Origin of the sequence: Columbia Basin potato purple top phytoplasma (assembly GCF_028595955.1) — a bacterium.
GTDB lineage: Bacteria > Bacillota_I > Bacilli_A > Acholeplasmatales > Acholeplasmataceae > Phytoplasma.
Window position 1 is genome coordinate 1 of sequence record NZ_JANHJP010000006.1, and the last position, 19749, is coordinate 19749.

Genomic DNA, 19749 nt, shown 5'->3' on the forward strand with positions numbered 1-19749 from the left:
ATAGTTTAAAATATCATCTTCAGTTTTCAAAGAAATAAGTTTAATCATAAGATTTAAATAAAAAGTTAATTCTTAAAATTAGCAACACATTATTATAACATATAAAAAAATAATTTTAAAAATTATTATTATTTTATTTTTACAAAATTTAAAATTTGATCTATAGCCAAATCTTTAATAAAATACATTAATATATCTACAAATAAAGGGAATTTATCTAAAATTGACTTTTTAATTATTAATTCAAAAGGACTCAAAACATATTCATTTAAAGATTTCAAAGAATCATAACCTACACCTATCTTTAATCTTTTAAATTTATTAGTTTTTAAAACTTCTATAATATTTTTTATACCATTATGACCACTATGACCACTTTTAATTTTTAATTTAAAACAACCAGCTTTTAAATAAATATCATCGTATAAAACCAAAATATCATCTATATTAATTTTATATTTTTGCATAATATTTTTTATAGCTACTCCAGAAAAATTCATATAAGTTTGTGGTTTTAATAATAAAATTTCTTTTTCATTTATTTGACATTTATAAACTAAACTTGATGGTTCTTTTGTAAATTTTATTTTTACATTTTTTTTCAAATAATCTAAAAAATAATCAATCATCATAAAACCTATATTATGAGGAGTATTATCATAAATTAAACCTGGATTACCTAAACCAACAATAAGTTTCATTATTTTCAAAGTTTTCCTTTATTTTTGATAATTAAAAATCTTTGTAATATTTTTTACAGAAAGAAAAAAAATTAAACTTTTTAAGTTTAATTTTTTTGTAATTTCTTTTTATTATTAATAAATTTATAAATAAAATCAAAAAATAATATTATAAAAATACATGAAGACAAAACGATATAATTTTGAAATGGTATTATAACTGTTCCAAAAAACTTGTTTAAGACTGGAATTTGCGAAATAAAAATAAATAAAATTAATTCACATAAAATACCGAAATACAAAAGAATATTCTTTGTTTTAGAGGTTTGCCAAAAATAAAATTTATCGGATCTACAAGCAAAAACATTACCTATTTGAGCAAAGATAACGGCTCCAAAAGCCATAGTAGAAGCTAATTTAAAATGTTCAGAATCTATTAAATTTGTAAATTTACAATTTTGAGCAAAAGAAATTATATTTTGTCCGCTTGAATAATGAAAATAACATAAAAAGAAAATTAAAGCTAAAGTGCCTTCGATCAAACCTAAAAAACCATAACCCCTTTTCAATAATTTTTTATCTAATAAACGATCATTTTTAGTAATAGGTTTTTTGTCTAACAAACTACTTTGAGCTTCTTCTGCTCCTAAAGCTATAGCTGGAATTAAATCAGTTATTAAATCTATAGCTAAAATTTGCATAACAGTTAAATAAAGCGGTATTCCGAACATGGCCATAAAAATAACAGGAAAAATTTGAGGAATATTAGAACTAAAAACGTAAGTTATAAATTTTTTAATATTATCGTAGATACCACGAGCTTCCAAAAGTGCTTTTGGAATAGTAGAAAAATTATCATCTAATAAAATCATATCAGCTGTATTACGAGCAACATCTTTACCAGATTTACCCATAGCAATACCAATATGAGCTGCTTTCATGGCTAAAATATCATTAACTCCATCGCCTATAACACCTACCACTTCTCCATTAGAACGATAAGCTTGTATAATTCTTAATTTATGTTTAGGAGTTGTACGAGAAAACAAGATAGGCTTAGGAATTTTTAAAATATTTTGTAATTCATCTTGAGACAATTTATCCATTTGTAAACCGTTTATATTTAAATATTGCTCATCTTTAATAATACCTACTTGTTTACCAATTGCTACAGCTGTTGGACCATAATCACCAGTAATAACAGTAACTTTTAAACCAGCTTTATATAATTTATCAATTGCATCACGTACTTCAACTTTAGGGGGATCATAATTTACTATAAAACCTAAAAAAACAATATCTTTTTCTTCATATATTTCTTGATTAGGTTCTAATTTTTTATAAGTGATAGCTAATAAACGATAACCTTGACTAGATAATTCTTCATTACGTTTGATAAAAAATTCTTTTTCTTGTTGAGTAAATTCAACTACTTGTTTATTTTTATACTGAAACTTACAATCTTTTAATAAAATACTAGGCGCACCTTTAATAAATACATATCTTTCATTAAGATCATAATTTTCTTGAGATAAATTTTTTACTAAAACACTCATTTTTTTTGTTTCAGATGAAAAAGGAATCATTTTTTCTACAATAAAATTATTTCTAATATTTTGAATATCAAGACCATATTTTTTAGCAGCAATCAAAAAAGATCCTTCAGTAGGGCTACCTATTATTTGGAAATCTTTTTTGTTTACAGAATCATCAATCAAATTTGCTTCAGAACAAAGTATAGATGCAATAAATATTTTAATTAAAATCTTATCATTTTTTTGTTTATCAAAATTTTTAAATTCCCCCTCTTTATTCAAGCCATTACCTGTGATATCAACAAACCCACCAGGAAATAATATTTTATTACAAGTTATTTTATTTTCTGTCAAAGTACCTGTTTTATCTGTGCAAATAACAGTAGTAGAATTCAATGTTTCCACAGAAAATAACTTTTTAATTAAAGCTTTTTGTTTCGCCATTCTTTGAGAACCAATTGCCAAACTTAAATTAATAGTAGGTAATAAACCTTCTGGGATATTAGCAACCAACATTCCTAAAGCAACAGTAATAGATGCTTTAAAAATATGAAAACTAGATGTCGAAGAATCACTACTAGTGCCAAAACGCCATAAACAAATTAAAAAAACGAATAAAGCTAAAGATGAAGCAATTATACTAATTATTATAATAACTTTATGAATTTCTTTTTCAAGAGTGCTCAAACCTTTATCAATATTTTGTACTAAATTTGAAACTTCGCCGATTTGAGTATTATTAGCTATAGAATAAATAACAGCTTTAGCACTTCCTTGAACTACTGTTGTGCCTGCATATACTAAATTTGGTATCTCAGAAATAACCTTAATATTATCAATATTAGGGTCACAAGTCCTATTTAAATGAATTGTTTCGCCGGTTAACATAGAATTATCTACATAAAAATTATTAGTTTCTATTAATCTTGCATCAGCAGGAATATTAGTTCCCATATCTAAAAAAATTACATCACCAATGGTTAATTCTGTTGTATCAATAAATTTCGCTTCACCACCGCGATAAACTTGAATTTTATTAGAAATCATATCACCTAAAGAAGATAAAATCTTACTAGCTTTACGTTCTTGAAAAAAAGAAAAAAAACCATTAACAATCACAACTGTTACAATAGCAATTCCTACAGCAGTTTCATTAATAGAAAAAGCTAAAAAACCTGATATTAATAATAAAATGGCAAACATAGAAGTAAATTGTTTAATAAATTGTTTAATAACATTTAAATTTTTATTGGATTTCATAACATTTAAGCCATGAATCAAATGTCTTTTTTTTACTTCTTCAATATTTAAGCCTTTTGGACTTGTACCGAAATATTTTAAAACTTCTTCTGAAGTCAAACTACTTATTTTTAAAATATCTTGTAAAGCATTATTATTATTCATATTATTATCTGATTACCTCTTTTTGAAAAATAAAATTCAAAAATATAAAAAATATCTTTCTTTCAAAAATTTTATTTTATAAATATTTTAATTATAATCAATTTTTATTTAATTATCATAAATAAAAATATAGAAAAAAATAAATAAATTATGAAATTCTTTTATCTAACCATTCGATTATATTGTTCAAAATTTTTTCTGATTCTATATCATGAAATAAATTATGATAAGTTTTATTATATATTTTAATTTTCTTATCTTTGGATAAAACATTATTAAATAAATAAACACCATTACGATAAGATACTATTTGATCTTCCAAACCATATAAAAATAAAACAGGTACTTTATAAAGATATAATTTTTGTTGAAGGTAACGTAAGCTTAAAAATAACAAATTACGTAACAAACGCGAAGTTACGTATTCTAACCTATAAGGATTCTTAGGATATCTAACAAATGAATTAACGATTTTAGAAGAATTAAAATTAAGTTTCTTTTTTTTAAAATTAAACAAATACAAAGGATACTTTAAATATTTATTTAAATGAGAAGGTATAAAAACTGGGACCGAACTGATAACAACGCCATCCACATCTCCATATTTAACTACATAATTCTGAGCAATAATACCACCCATACTATGGCCTATTAAAAAAATTTTTAAATTATTTTTTTTTCTCACGAAATTAATAATAGTTTTTAAATCATCTATCCAAACATGAAAATTAGAAATATCGCCTTTATTGCCGATACTTTTTCCATGTCCTCTCACATCATACAACAAAATATTATAATCAGCACTATTAAAAATACTTCCTAAATAATCAGAATAATCTTGACTACTTTCGCCTAATCCATGATTAAAAATGATATTAGCTTTAGGTTTTGACACAGTTTTCCAAACTGCAAAATTAATATTTTTATTTATAAACATAACTTTATTTATTCATTTAAATTTTTTTATTTTGTATTATTTTGTTTTAATTTATTCAACTTATTTAAATATTTTTGATATTTTTCTTTTTCTTCTTGAATCTTGTCAGGATGAGCTTTTAAAATAAAAGATTTATTGTTTAAAATTTTTTCGCTTCTTTGAATTTCTTTTAAAAGAATTTCTTCTTGTTTAATTAAATTATTTTTTATTTCTAAATTATTAATTTGATTCCAAAATTTTTGTTCTATCAAAATAGATATATCTTTTTCAGAAAATAAACAAAAATAATCTTTCAAATACAAATTGTCACTAACTTCTATTTGGCTTACTTGAAAAAAAGTAACTAAAATAGAATTAAAAATCTGTAATTCTTTTTTTTTCTGAAAAGGAACGCTAATATATAATTTTAAATTCTTTTTACTAATTTGATAAGATTGTTTCCAATTACGAAATTTCACAATTAAATTTTTTAAATTTTGAAAATCTTCTAAAGATTTTTCATTAAAATAATTAATATTAGGCCATGAACCATGAATAATAGATTTACCTAAAGTTAATTCTTCATAAATAGCATCAGTAACAAAAGGAATGAAAGGATGCAATAATTTTAAAATATTTTTCAAAACAAAAAATAAAACTTTTTGAGTGTTTAAATATTTTTCTTTTTGTTCTTTTAAGAAAATTTTCAAAAATTCTAAAAACCAATTACCAAAATCTTCCCAAATAAAATGATACAACAACTCTCCTATTATATGAAAGTCATATTGTTCATATAACAAATCAACTTTTTTAATTAATTGAGAAAATTGATATAATAAGGCTTTTTCAGGTAATAATAAAAATTCTTCTTGAAAATTTTGATCTAAAATCTGAAGATTTATTTTTGCGAAACGACTTATATTCCAAAGTTTATTAATAAAATTCCAACTATTCATGATTTTAGTTTCATCATAACATAAATCAGAACCATTAGCCACACTTGTAGTTAAAAACCACCTCAAAGAATCTATACCATATTTTTGAATAATATCTCGAGGTTCTATACCGTTTCCTTTAGATTTAGACATTTTTTGTCCTTGAGAATCTCTAATTAAACCATGTAATAAAACATTTTGAAAAGGTTTTTTTTTCGTTAAATAAAAACTTTGTATTACCATTTTAGTTACCCAAAAAGTTAAAATATCATAACCAGTCACTAAAACATCCACAGGAAAACGACTTTTTAACGAAGAATCTTTTTGCCAAGGCCATCCTAAAGTACTAAGAGGCCATAAAGATGAAGAAAACCAAGTATCTAAGACATCTGGATCTTGGATAAAACCATTACCTGGATTCTCTCTTTGAACTTTGATTTCGTCATCTTTATACCAAACAGGAATAAAATGGCCCCACCATAATTGTCTAGAAATGCACCAATCTTCAACATTGTCTAACCAATTATTAAAAATTTTCAAAAATCTTTGAGGAAAAAAATTAATTTTATGTTTTTTTAATACAAAAGCAGATAAATCTTTCATTTTAATAAACCATTGCAAAGATAATCTCGGTTCTATAATAGATCCTGAAATACTTGAAAAACCTACACTATGATTATAATCTTCTATCATAGAAACTAAATTTAATTTTGTTAAATCATCTATTAATAATCGACGACAATCTAAAATACTCAAATTTTGATATTTTTGAGCTTTTTCATTCATGGTACCATTTTCATTGATACATAAAATCAATTTTAAATTATTTTTTTTACCTATTTGAAAATCAATCTCACTATGTGCAGGAGTTATTTTTACTACTCCAGTTCCAAAATTAATATCAACAGAATTATCACTAATAATAGGAATACAAGAATTAGTGAATGGTACAAAAACTTTTTTACCAATCAAATGTTGATATCTCCAATCTTTAGGATTAACGGCTAAAGCTTGGTCAGCAAAAATAGTTTCAGGTCTTGTGGTAGCGACTTCTAAAAATAAATTAGAATCATGAGATAAAAAATATTTTAAATAAAAAAGTTTCCCTTTGACATCTTTATAATTCACTTCTATATTAGATAAAGTTGTTTTAATAAAAGGGTCCCAATTAATGATTTTATAATCGCGATAAATTAATTTATCCTCATATAATTTAATAAAAACTTTTTCTACTGTTTCAGTTAAAGAAGGATCTAAAGTAAATTTTTCATATTTATAATCTAAAAATAAACCTAGAGAAGCCCATTGCTCACGAATCATTTTAGAATAATCTTCTCGCCATAAAGTTGCATGTTTCAAAAAAATATCTTTATTCAATGTCTGATCTGTAAAGCCTTCTTCTCTTAACTTTTGTTTAATTTTATTTTGAGTAGCTATACCCGCGTGATCCATTCCAGGTAAAAAAAGAATATCATAACCTAACATTTTCTTGTGTCGAACTAAAATGTCTTGTAAAACATTGTTCCATGCATGTCCTAAATGTAATTTACCTGTAATATTAGGAGGCGGTATCACAATAGTAAAAGTTTTTTTATTTAAATCATTTATAGTTTGAAAATAATTTTTATCTAACCAAGTTTGATATCTTTTTTTTTCTACCAATTGAAAAGAATATTTTGATTTCATAAATATATTTTGTTCATCCTAAATATGTGTTATTCACAATAATACAATTTCTTTTTATATAAAAAAATCCAAATACAAATACAAAAAAATCAATTATAATTATGCCTAAATACAAAAAAAACACAATTTATACTTATTATATTTTAGCATAAATTAAATCCATAATATTATCTAATCCTTCTCGGGACTTACAAGAAAGTAAATACATTGGTATTTCTTTATAACATAATTTATCAAAAATTTTTTTTATTTGTTCTAATCTATTTTTTATTTTATTAATTAAAACTTTATCTTTTTTATTCAAAATTAAAATAGGATTAAAATTATATTGTCTTAATATTTGATATATTTCTAAATCTAAAGAAGTTGGGCCTACTTTAAAATCTATAAAATGAAAAATTATTTTAATATTTAAATTATTTTGCAAAAATTTGTTCATCATTTGGATAACATTTTCTTTAATTTGGAAACTTTTTTTCATATAACCGTAACCAGGAGAATCTACCAAATAAAAAGAATCATTCAATAAAAAATAATTTAAAGTAAGTGTTTTGCCTGGTGTTTTTGAAACTAAAGCTATTTTTTTCTTATTCAATAAAAAATTAATAAAAGAACTCTTGCCAACATTACTTCTTCCAATCAAAAAAATTTCTGGTAATAAAGGGGATGGACGATGCTTTAAATCAGTAATGCTTTTTTTAAAAATAGATTTTATATTCATTATTATATTTACCTAGCTTAATAAATTATTTAATATCAAAACAATTTATAATCAAAATAATTTAATTTTATTCAATATCAATAATTATATAACATTATAACAGTTATTATAACTGAATAAATTTCGATTTTATATTAAAAATAAAAATTTTCATGATTCATATCCTTAGGAAAATATAAATAAAAATAATATTTTAACCTAATATATAAAAAAATTGAATTGCTAATTTGTGCATAACAATCAACAATTCAATTTTAAATTTATAATTTATACCATTTTAAGTAATTCAAAGCAATGAATAACTAATAAATCATTGAATAAAAATTATAATATTTATATGAATAAATATTATAATTTTGATGATTTGTTTTTTGAATTCTTTGTCCTTTATCATTATATTTATAAGTGAATAAAACAAAATTCTTTTTTTTCGTATTATACGATTTAAAACATGCATTTGGTTTATAACAAATATCAGCATAATAAATTTTTTGAATTCTTTGTCCTAAATCATTGTATTTATAATTAAAAATTTTTCTTTGAATGCAAAGGCCACCACATTCACATGATACAAATTTAATTTTTTGAATCTTTTGACCTTTATCATTATATTTATATTGAAATTTAATTTTGCCTTCCTTATTTCTTATATTAATGATTTGATTTCGATCATTATATTCATATATATCAAAATTATCATATTGATCAACAATAATTCTTTCATTTGAAATAAATCTAAAAATAATTTGGTTTTTTTCATTATATTTATATCTATAAAATTTATTTTTCTCTATATCTTCTTTTTCTATAAGATTCAAATGATAATCATAATTATAAATAACTACTTTTTTATTATTTTGACTATCATTATATTTAGAAACAAGTTTATCACTACAAATATTTTCTTCTTTTTGTGTAAAATTTGGTAAATCCTCTTTTTTTTGAAAGCAAAAAGACAAACAATCGGGCCAACAACCAATACCATATATTTTAGAAATATTATAATTAAAACAAAAACAAAATATAAAAAAAATTAAAAAATATTTATTAATCTTTTTCCTCTGAAAATACATCCAAATATTTCTTTCTAATCTTTTTTTATAATGAAAACATAAAATATAATATTATTTTTCTTTCTAAAACCAATCATAAGTATATATTAAAATTATTAATTTTAGAAATAAAAATTAATTTTATTTTTTAAAAATTAAAAAATCAAAAAAAGAAAAATTATAAGAATTAACTTTTACATTTAACTTTTTGATTTGATATACATTATCATAAGTATTTGATCTAGCATAAATATAAATTAAAATAAGTCGAGCTATATCATGATTTGTTTTTAAAATGATTTCTGATGCTTTCAAAGTTTGTTTTTGATTTAAATACTTTTTCACAAATAAATTAATATTCTTATGAGTTAAAAAATCTTTTTTTTCTAAAATAGATTTTTTCTTGTCTTTCAGATTTAATTCTATATCTTCAGGAATCACATCTAACATAGAAGTCATCATTTCTAGTCTCTTTACTCTTGGTTTATAAAAAGATAAATCATCCAAATTTTTAATGTTCCATAAATTAATAAAAGATGAAGCATCTATTTTTTGATTTAAAATCAATTTAATCAAATAGTTTAAAAGATTTTCAGTATTTTTTTTTTGATTATCAAAAAATAAAATTTTAGTACAAGCAGTTTCTAAATATTGTTCATTTTTTTGATCTATAATATTAATTAATTTATCAGTTGATATTAAATTTGTTTTAATTTCTTGAATTTGCTTCTTAATCAAATTAATATTCATTTGTGGAGAATTTTTATTAATTTTTTTTAATTGATTATTCATTTCTTGAAAATAAATAGGATTAGTTTCTATTTCTTTAAGAAACAAATTAATTTGAATACAATATTTCAAAAAATTATCAGTTGTTTTTAAAATAAAATAAGAAGAATCAAAAAAATTTTTCTTATAATCCAACAACAATTGCTCTAAAACATTTTGTAAATTATAATTAAAATTAAGATTAATTAATTGATTATAAAAACGAAAAATACTAGTTTTTAAAATTTTTAATTTTACTAAAAGACTTTTAGTTTTTAAAAGAGATTCTTGAAAAGAAGTATAATTTTTTTCTACTAGAAAAGATTTTAAAAGAGAATAAACACTATAAATATTTCCAATAGACTCTGGTTTCGCTTGATAAATATTTTTTTGAAAAAAATAAATCATTTCTAAACTATAATCGAAAAAATGAATATTAGTGATATTATAGCTAATTTTTTCTTCACCTATCCAACCATGTTTATATAAAGAAGTCAGGACTTGAGAAGCTTTTTGACGATTATCAATAACAAAATCTTGTTTATTTATTTCTTCTTGAAATAAAATCCGATTTTTTTCTACAAAATATTTTTCTAAACTATTTAAAGCTATATTTTTTTTAATATTAAAATCATCATCTTCATCAACTAATTTTTCTAAAATTAAAAGACAGTCAATATAAATATCTTTATTAACAGAAGATAATAATTGAAAAAAATTAGAAGGGATAATTTTAAATAAATAAGAAGACATATAATTTATTAGTCCTTCAGTATAATTTCTTTATCTTTGGCAAAATATATAAAAATTTGAATATAAAAATAAATAATAATTTAATGAAAAAAACATAATTAATAAAAAATAATTTATTTTAATTATAAATAAATTATATTAAAATATATAAAATTGAAATTAAAATAATTTTTAGTTTTTTAAGTAAAAATTAATTAAAAAACTAAAAATGAATTCTTAAATGATCAAATAAATTATTATAATAGGATTAAGTTATAAAAATAGATAATTGAATTTTTTTATAACAGTCTAATTTATTTTTATTTTTAAAATTATTTAAAAATATTTATATTATTTTTCTTAATGTTAAGTTATCAAAATAATTTGTTAATTTTATATTTTATAGTTAAAAAATATAATTCAAAAGAATTTGATTTTTAAAAAGTATTTATATAATTAATTTGCTTTTTATTTTTTATTCTTTTGATTTATAATTTTTAACTATCAAATACAAATGTAAAACAATACAAAAAAACATACAATTGATAAAATTTAATGAATTTTAATTCAAAATATTTATAAATTGATAAAACGAGATAAAATGTTGTTATTTTATCTCGTTTTATCTAATTTACGGATAATAAAATTACCAATTAAATTTACTATCTGAACTAGTAAAAATATGATTATAATAGATACTAAAATTAAATCTATTTCTTCGAAACCTGATTTTTTAAAATTAATATTAGAATTATTCCAACCATATATATAAATTATATTGCTTAAACCGCCTTGACCAACAATATGTAAAACACTGGAATAAGCTAACGAAGATATAAAAAGAGAAATTAATTTTACAACTATAAAAACTCTAGCTTCCGTTAATAAAAAATATTGAATAAATTGTTTTTTATTAGCTCCTAAAGTATAAGCTGTTTGATAAAGTTCAGTGTTAATTTGCAAAAATATATGTTCACAATTACGAGCAAACACAAAAATTAAAATAAAACTTAAACAAAAGAAAGCCGCTTTAAAACCATAATAACATCTAAAATAAGGACCTAAGAAATGATTAATTATTAAAATGATTAACATCAAATATGGAGTAGACAGAATAATATTAATAAAAAAATTTATAAGAAAATAAAGTTTATTGTTTTTTTGGAGTTTTAATAAATATAAATACACAGCTAATAAAAAACCTAAAACACTAGAAATAAAACAAGATAAAAAAGTTAACTTTACAGTTTCAATAAAACCTTGCAATAATAAATAATTTCTGTTAGATGGAGAATATTTTAAAACATTCCAAATGCGATCAAAATAAGAAAAAAAATTTTTCATACAATAATATTTCCTCCGCCCACATTATCAGCATTAAGAAAATTTAGAATTAATAAAATTAGCTATTGCTTCTTTTTCATCTTTCGGGATTACTGAACCTGTTATTTTACTTTGTAATTCTTTAATTGACTCTTCTTTGTTTAAAATCTCTTTTAATTTTATTATAAAGTCATTTTTTTCATTTTCTTTTTTTGTTATTAATGAAATCGTATAAGCTATATTATAATCATCCTTTTCAGGTTTTTTTAATGTTTCAATAACATCTACTTGTCCTGTTTGAACTCCAGCAATTGCAGGATAATTAATAAATAAATCATACTCATCATCAATATTATTTTTTTGATCTTTAAATTCAAGCACCATAGCAGATAAAGCCTTTGGGCTTTGGTCCGTTGACTTGCATATTTGAATAACAGGTAAAGTGTCGAAATCATCCTCATTTAACTGAAAATTTTTATCTTTAATATTTGTATCTTTATCTTCATGATGAGATTTTCTTTTTATAATTTTAAGTTTTTCTAAAAAACGTAAACTGATATTCATTTGATGAGGCTCATTACAAATTAAAATCCTTATAGGTTTTTTTTGTCGATCATTTTTAATTTCTTTAATAACTGAACCTAACTCCTCGGAATCACGTATTTTATATCTATTTGATCTTTCTTGTTTAACATTATATAAACCTATATTGGCCCAATAAACAGGTTGCACAACAACAAATTGAAAAGGTGAATCATTTTGATTTAAAAAATAAACATAAGGCAAATGTGAATCTAATGTAGCTATTACTTCATCATTTTTCAATAATCTATTATGTTGAGCAAAATCTGATAAAGAAATAATTTCTACATCATAACCTTGTTTTTTCAATTCTCCTTTAATTGTAGGACTATTTAAAAAATCTTTTATACTAGGTAGAGCAGTAGCTATTTTAAAAGTATTTGATTTTGTTTTACCAAAATAAAACAAACCACAAATAACTGTGAAACAAAATAAAATTAAAAAAGAAATAAATAATTTTTTTCTTTTGATTTTATCCCAAAACATCAATTTTTCGGTAACCCATCTAATAATATTTTATTATGTTTTATAATATAAAAATTTAAATTTAATAAAATAATTACAAAAATTATAATTTTATTTATTTTGTAAATATTTCTCGATAAGATAATGATCTAAAATCACAAGAAGGTTTTAAATCAATAATTTCTTCTATTTCGCCCTTATTCAAAATAGCAACTGAATGGCATAAAGTTTTTATAACCGAACTATCATGCGAAATAATAACGATAGTTGTTTTTTTTATTTGATTTATTTGATGAAATAATTGAAGAATACTTTTGCCTATTTTTTCATCTAAAGATGAAGTAGGTTCATCGCAAAAAATAATTTTAGGTTTATAAACTAAAGTTCTAGCAATAGCCACTCTTTGTTTTTGGCCCCCAGAAAGTTGTTTAGGATATGAATAAATAAAATCTGACAATCCTACAAAATTTATAACTTCTAAAACTCTATGCTGAATATTTTCAGGATTATAATTCCTAATTTTTAAAGGCAAAGCAATATTATCGAAAACATTTAAATTAGATAAAAGATTAAAATTTTGCCAAATAATACCGCTGGATTGATAATCAAATTTTTTGACAATCTTAGTATCTTTTCTTATATCAGGTTGTTCCAAACCATTCATTATTTTTAATAAAGTGGTCTTACCAGAACCAGTTTCTCCTACTAAACCAAAAATTTGACCTTCTGTGATATCTAAATTAATTTTTGTTAAAATAGGAATAGTTTTTTTATTTATTACAAAACTTTTATAAAGATTAACTATTTTTAACATAAACTCACAACAAATATTCCGATAACCTTTTCTATTTAATTTAAATGAAAACATTCTCTAAAATAAAAAAATAATTTAAATTTTAAAATTTATAAATTTCAATATAAATTAAAAATATTCAAAATGAAATCAAAATTTTTTTGTTTTTTGCCTGATTCTTTATCATTTGCAATAATAATGTCCAAGGCATAGAAGCGCATATAAATTTACCAGGAAAATTTTGAATCACTTTCAAACTTTGTAATTCTTTATCTAAGTAACTTGGATCAAAAAATTTATTTTTTAACATATTACAAAAATTTTGTATTTTATGAAAAGCTAATATTAAATTATTTTTGTTTAAATGCGAAGATAACAAAGAAGCAGAAGCTATTAAAATAGCACATCCTCTTACTTCATATTTAATATCAGTAATATTTCGATTCTCAAATTTTACTTGTAAAATAATTTCGTCGCCACAAGAAATATTTTTTTTTTGCATAACACGATAATTAATTGATTCACTATCTTTAACTAAACCTTTATTCAAAGGATTACGATAATGTTTAACTATTAAATCTCGATATAATTTATTCATCAAATTAAATTATAAAAATACACCTTTCAAATATTTATAACAAACAATAATAAAATAAAAAAGCAAAAAAAATTTAATTATTTAAACTAAAAATAATTAAAGCATGAAATTTATCTTTTTTTGTTAATAAAATATATTTAAAAAACAAACATTTATCAGGGGTTAAAATATAATCAATTTCTTGAATAGATTTATTATTAATCTTAATAGCCTTAGATAATATTAATCTTTTAGCTTGTTTTTTTGAATCAGCTATTTGAATTTGAACTAAAGCATCAACTAAAGAAATTTTTTCATTAACATTTAGTGTCGCTAAATTTTTTTTTAATAAAATAAAATCTTCTTTTTTAATATTATTTAATTCAGAACGAAATAAAATATTATTTACTCTATAACATTCTTCAAATTTTTCTTGCCCATGAACAAAAGAAACAACTTGTTTTGCTAATTCTTGTTGAGCTAATCTTTTATGAGGGTATATTTTCACTTGATTTTCTAACTCTAAAATTTGTTCAACCTCTAGTAAAGTTAACATTTTTAAATAATTAATAACATTATGATCATCAACATTAAAAAAAAATTGATAAATTTGATAAGGCGTTGTTGATTTTTCATCTAACCAAACAGCATTTTTCTCGCTTTTACCAATTTTAAAGCCTTTACTGTCTAATAAAAGCGAAAGACTCATACCTAAAGGTTTTTGTTGTTCATGTTTATTATTTGTTTTTATATTGAGTTTTTTTCTAATTAATTCTAATCCAGATGTAATATTGCCCCATTGATCAGAGCCACCTAATTGCAAAATAATATTATGGTTTTTATATAAATAATAAAAATCTAAAGCTTGTAAAATCATATAAGAGAATTCAGTATAAGAAATACCCTTGTCTAATCTTTTTGCTATCTTATCTTTAGAAATCATATAATTAACATTAAAATGTTTACCATAATCTCTTAAAAAATCAATAAGATTAATTTTAGATATCCAATCATAATTGTCTACAAAAGTTACTTTATTTTTTAAAAATATTTTTGTGAATTGTGATTTTATTTCAATTAAACTCTTTTGTATATCTTCATGCTTTAATAAGCATCTTTCTTCCGTTTCTTTCGGATCTCCTATTAAAGAAGTAGCTCTACCTATTAAAATAAAAGGTATATGTCCTTTTTTTTGTAACAATAAAATAGTTATAATTTGAACTAAATGGCCAATAGTTAAAGAATTAGCAGTTAAATCAAAACCTACATAAAATCTAATCTTGTCTTGATTTAAAAGTAGTTCTATTTGTTTTTCATCGCTAAAATCTTTAATTAGATTTCGCCATTTTAATTCTTGAAATAAAAACACAAAAAAACTCCTTTTATTAGTTTATAATATCTTTTATTTTAATATAATTTAAAATTAAACAAAATAAATCTTTATTTTTTTTCTTTAATTTTAATAGCTTTATTTGATAATTTTCTAATATAGTATAATTTAGCTCTACGTACTATGCCACGACGTACAATTTCTATTTTTTCATAACAAGGCGAATGAACAGGAAAAATACGCTCTACGCCTACTCCTGAATATACTTTTCTAACAGTAAAAGTTTCAGAAATAGAACTACCTTTACGTCTAATAACTATACCTTCGAAAATTTGAATTCTTGTTTTATTGCCTTCTTCAATTTTATCAAAAACTTTTACAGTATCTCCTGGTCTAAAATCAGGAACAGTTCTTAAATTTAGTGTATTAATTGAATCAATTAATTGTTGGCCTTTTAGATTCATTTTTTTATCTTTCCTTTATATTTTTTTCTTTTTTAATCTCTATTAACAATTTTTGAGATTCTATATCTAAATTTATTTGATCTAATAAGTCTGGTCTCTTAAAAAAAGTATTTTTTAAGCTTTCTTTTTTACGCCATTGAACAATTTTGGCATGATTACCAGATAAAAGAATTTCAGGAACTTTATGATTTTGATACTCTCGAGGTTTAGTATATTGAGGATATTTCAATAAGCCTTTTTGATGGGAATCTTGGAGATAAGACTCTTTTTTAATAACTCCGGGTAAAATTCTTATCAAAACGTTCATTAAAATAATTGCGCCAAATTCTCCTCCAGTTAAAACATAATCTCCTATCGATATCTCTTCATCAATATAATTCAAAACTCTTTCATCTACCCCTTCATAATTGCCGCACAAAATTATAAAATGAGAATAATTTTGTGAATATTTTATAGCTTTTTGTTGATTTAACAAATTACCTTGGGGAGATAATAAAATAATTTTTGTTTGCTCGTTTTTCTCTATTTGTCGTAAACATTCATAAAAAGGAGGAAAAGACAATAACATACCGTTATCTCCGCCATAGGGAGTATCATCAATTTGACGATGCTTATTTTGACTATAATCCCTCAAATCATAAATATTAATATGAACTTGTTTTTTTTCTTGAGCTCTTTTTATAATAGAATTATTCAAAAAACTATCGAAAAATTTTGGGAAAATAGTAACAATATCAAATTTCATTATTTATTTGAAATTCATTTATTTTTTCGTTTAGCTCTTTTCAATAAACTTTCGACAGTTTTGGTAGGTTGAGAGCCAAAAGATAACCATTTTTCAACTTTTTCTAAATTTATATTAACTAAATTACGAAATGGTTCATAAGTACCTAAAATTTCTAAAAATTTACCATCTCTTTTATTATGAGACGTAGTACTCACTATACGATAAAAAGGTCTTTTATGATTACCAAAACGTTGTAAACGTATTTTTGTTGACATTTAAAAAAACTCACTTTCTATAAAAAAATGTAAAAATAAAAAACATAAATTTGTTTTATTTATTTATAATTTGCGAAATTTCTTTTATTATTTTTAATTAAAATTCTTGAATGAACAATAAATCAATTTATTTTTTAATCTTTTTCGCTAAATAATGACTTTAAACGAATTAAAATATTTAATATTCTTATAAAAATAGATATGAAAAGAGAAACAAAAACTAAAGATAATTGCCATTCATATTTTTTTGGCATGCTATTCATAACCATATTTTCGACATAATTAAAATGTAAAATCAAAACAACTACAGAAAAACATATAAAAAAGAAATTAATAGGAATAGTTAAAAAAGTATTAAAAAAAAGTGAAAACCAAGTACTTTGAGATCCGCTAAATAGTAAAACAAAAAAATAAAATGTTTCTACTCCGAATAAAACAAAAAAAATCAAATACATATTTTTTAATAATGGAGCATCAGCTGATAAAGCTAAAGATCCGTTATAATATAAATAAGATACAATCAAAAAAATTAAAAAAGTAGAAAATAAAGCTAATGCAGCTAATTGCAAAATAACATTCCCGTATTGCATTTTCAATATATTTAAAACACAACCTATAGGAATACCGCTAAAAATCGAATAAACAAAAGAACATATTTTAGAACTTGATACAGAACTGATTCCCTGTCTATAAGATATAAAAGTTACCAACAATGGCATAAATATTAAATAAAGAGGTAATTTATCTATCAAACTATAATTACTTAAAGAATAATAAACCATCCCTGCGGATAAAGCAGAAACTAATAACAATAAAATTGTTTTTATAGCAATACCTTTACGTGTTACTCTTGTCTGATAAATAATATTAGATTGAGAAACGGTAAAAAAATTATTTTTAATCTGTTCTAAACCAGAATTTATTTTAATTTTATCTCCAAACATCAGATTATTTTATCCTTTCTATTATAATATATCTATATAATATATCTAAATATTTTATATTTTATTTTAATATTACAGCAAAATAAAAATATTACTATAAATATTATATATAATAAATTTAATATTTAAAGCAATAATATATCCAAACACATATTTAAATATATTTTTTTAAAAAAAATCAATACTGCTTTATAAAATTTTTTATATTCTTGTTTTTTGCATAATTAAATTTTTACAAATTTCATAATTAGATTTTACAATTTTAATTTAATTTTATTTTAAATAAATTATTCATTAAATTATAATAAAAAAATGAAAATATTTGACAAAAAATATATTTTTTTATTGTAATATTTTAATTTAAATTAAATACTTTTGTTAGAAAAATTTATATTATAAGGTAATAATATTTATTATTTCAAAATATTATAATTATTCATTTTTATTAAAATTCATTAAAAAATGACGTACTTGAGAAGCAAAATACAAAGAACCCACTATTAAAAGTAATTTATTAGGTGAATTTTGAATTATAAATTCTTTTACTTTATTTTGCCAACAAAAAATATTAAATATTTTATGAATATTTACTTTGTTATATTTTGGGTTTAAACGAAGACTTTTTAAATGTTCAAATTCACTTAAATAAATATTTGTTTTTTCTAACAAAGTTAATTGCTTTAACATATTCAAGATATTCTTGTCTTTTAAAGCAGTAAATAAAACATCAATCTTATAATTAATAAAATTTTTATTCATCGTTTGAACTAATTTTTTAATAGAATGAACATTATGAGCGCCATCTAAAAAAATTAAAGGTTCATCTTGTAATTTTTCCATTCTAGCTCTTAAATGAATATTCTGCAATCCTTGAATAATATTGAATCGAGTAAAATTAATTTTTTGTAATTCGCAAACTAAAATAAATATTTGAATAGCCATAGAAGCGTTTTCCGGTTGATAATAACCTATTAAAGGAGTTTTTAATTTTTTTATTTTAAAATTTTTATTTCGAAAATCAAAATACTCATGCCATTTATATAAACCATAATAAAATATTGAAAAATCTTTTTTAAATTTATAATGAATAGCTTTTTTTTCTTTGGCTTTTGCACAAATCACACTTAAAGGTATATTAGAAATATTTCCGGTAACTATAGGAATTTTATATTTAATAATACCTGCTTTTTTTAAGGCAATTTGTTTTAAATTATGGCCTAAAAATCTTTCATGATCTCTACCAATTGTGGTAATAGCTGTCAAAATAGGTTCTACTACATTAGTACTATCTAATTCACCACCTAAACCAACTTCTATAACACAAATATCAGTTTTTTTATAATAAAAATATTCAAAAGCTATAACAGTTAAAATTTCGAAATAAGTTATATTACCGCCAGCAAGATTATTTTGTTTTAAATAACTTATTAAAGGTCTAATTTTATTTATTATTTTAACCAAATCATCATCAGAAATAAATTGAGAATTAATTTGAATTCTTTCATTAAATATTTCAATATGAGGCGAAACAAAAATACCTACTTTTTTAAATTTAGTTTGTAATAAACCATTTAAATAATAAACAGTAGAACCTTTGCCATTAGTGCCTGCCACATGAATAACTTTTATTTTTTTTTCTGGATTATTTAATAATTTCAGTAAAGCTTTTATTTCATACAAATTAAAAAAAGTAGAATCTATTTTGTCTTGATTTTTAGCTTGATTATGTAACCAAAATAAAGCATTTTTTTTATTTTTCATAATATTTATATTATGATCCTTATTTGCGTCAATCTTTTTTTTATTAAAAATATTTTCATCACTGAAAAATTCTTTTATT

At 21.6% G+C, this 19749-nt stretch carries 17 protein-coding genes; all 17 read right to left on the reverse strand.

Annotation, left to right across the window (positions count from 1 at the left end):
* Positions 1-128: 128 nt before the first annotated feature.
* The 17 genes from pth to M8044_RS01805 all read right to left on the reverse strand — a co-directional run bounded on the left by pth (position 129) and on the right by M8044_RS01805 (position 19670).
* Entirely contained in the window at positions 129-701 is a 573-nt protein-coding gene (gene pth / locus M8044_RS01725) for an aminoacyl-tRNA hydrolase (RefSeq protein WP_273585343.1), read from the reverse strand.
* A gap of 86 nt (positions 702-787) precedes the next feature.
* Entirely contained in the window at positions 788-3619 is a 2832-nt protein-coding gene (locus M8044_RS01730; RefSeq protein WP_273585344.1) for a cation-translocating P-type ATPase, read from the reverse strand.
* Between the two features lie 148 nt (positions 3620-3767).
* Positions 3768-4556 (reverse strand): alpha/beta fold hydrolase, encoded by a 789-nt coding sequence (locus M8044_RS01735; RefSeq protein WP_273585345.1) that lies wholly within the window; start codon positions 4554-4556, stop codon positions 3768-3770.
* Positions 4557-4582: 26 nt separating this feature from the next.
* Positions 4583-7156: a valine--tRNA ligase gene (locus M8044_RS01740; protein ID WP_273585346.1), complete on the reverse strand. Its 2574-nt coding sequence runs from the start codon at positions 7154-7156 to the stop codon at positions 4583-4585.
* A 136-nt stretch (positions 7157-7292) separates the two neighbouring features.
* Entirely contained in the window at positions 7293-7877 is a 585-nt protein-coding gene (gene yihA / locus M8044_RS01745; RefSeq protein ID WP_273585347.1) for a ribosome biogenesis GTP-binding protein YihA/YsxC, read from the reverse strand.
* 302 nt (positions 7878-8179) lie between these two features.
* Positions 8180-8950 (reverse strand): hypothetical protein, encoded by a 771-nt coding sequence (locus M8044_RS01750; RefSeq protein ID WP_273585348.1) that lies wholly within the window; start codon positions 8948-8950, stop codon positions 8180-8182.
* A gap of 120 nt (positions 8951-9070) precedes the next feature.
* Complete coding sequence (locus tag M8044_RS01755; RefSeq protein WP_273585349.1) at positions 9071-10450, reverse strand: Wadjet anti-phage system protein JetA family protein; 1380 nt, start codon at positions 10448-10450, stop codon at positions 9071-9073.
* Between the two features lie 591 nt (positions 10451-11041).
* Positions 11042-11773: an ABC transporter permease subunit gene (locus M8044_RS01760; RefSeq protein WP_273585350.1), complete on the reverse strand. Its 732-nt coding sequence runs from the start codon at positions 11771-11773 to the stop codon at positions 11042-11044.
* 33 nt (positions 11774-11806) lie between these two features.
* Positions 11807-12820, reverse strand: a complete 1014-nt coding sequence (locus M8044_RS01765) for a MetQ/NlpA family ABC transporter substrate-binding protein (protein ID WP_273585351.1) — start codon at positions 12818-12820, stop codon at positions 11807-11809.
* A gap of 94 nt (positions 12821-12914) precedes the next feature.
* Positions 12915-13613, reverse strand: coding sequence for an ATP-binding cassette domain-containing protein (locus M8044_RS01770; protein ID WP_273585352.1), 699 nt, complete (start codon positions 13611-13613; stop codon positions 12915-12917).
* A gap of 118 nt (positions 13614-13731) precedes the next feature.
* Positions 13732-14190, reverse strand: a complete 459-nt coding sequence (gene sufU, locus M8044_RS01775) for a Fe-S cluster assembly sulfur transfer protein SufU (RefSeq protein WP_273585353.1) — start codon at positions 14188-14190, stop codon at positions 13732-13734.
* A 73-nt stretch (positions 14191-14263) separates the two neighbouring features.
* Positions 14264-15538 (reverse strand): tyrosine--tRNA ligase, encoded by a 1275-nt coding sequence (gene tyrS, locus M8044_RS01780; protein ID WP_273585354.1) that lies wholly within the window; start codon positions 15536-15538, stop codon positions 14264-14266.
* 71 nt (positions 15539-15609) lie between these two features.
* Complete coding sequence (rplS, locus tag M8044_RS01785; RefSeq protein WP_273585355.1) at positions 15610-15963, reverse strand: 50S ribosomal protein L19; 354 nt, start codon at positions 15961-15963, stop codon at positions 15610-15612.
* Between the two features lie 4 nt (positions 15964-15967).
* Positions 15968-16708 carry a tRNA (guanosine(37)-N1)-methyltransferase TrmD gene (trmD, locus tag M8044_RS01790; protein ID WP_273585356.1) on the reverse strand — a complete coding sequence of 247 codons (741 nt, stop codon included), beginning with the start codon at positions 16706-16708 and terminating at the stop codon, positions 15968-15970.
* A gap of 14 nt (positions 16709-16722) precedes the next feature.
* A complete protein-coding gene (gene rpsP, locus M8044_RS01795) occupies positions 16723-16965 on the reverse strand; it encodes a 30S ribosomal protein S16 (RefSeq protein ID WP_273585357.1) in 243 nt (80 codons plus the stop codon).
* A 134-nt stretch (positions 16966-17099) separates the two neighbouring features.
* Positions 17100-17909 carry a Bax inhibitor-1/YccA family membrane protein gene (locus tag M8044_RS01800; RefSeq protein ID WP_273585358.1) on the reverse strand — a complete coding sequence of 270 codons (810 nt, stop codon included), beginning with the start codon at positions 17907-17909 and terminating at the stop codon, positions 17100-17102.
* Between the two features lie 432 nt (positions 17910-18341).
* Positions 18342-19670: a bifunctional folylpolyglutamate synthase/dihydrofolate synthase gene (locus M8044_RS01805; protein WP_273585359.1), complete on the reverse strand. Its 1329-nt coding sequence runs from the start codon at positions 19668-19670 to the stop codon at positions 18342-18344.
* Between the last annotated feature and the right edge of the window lie 79 nt (positions 19671-19749).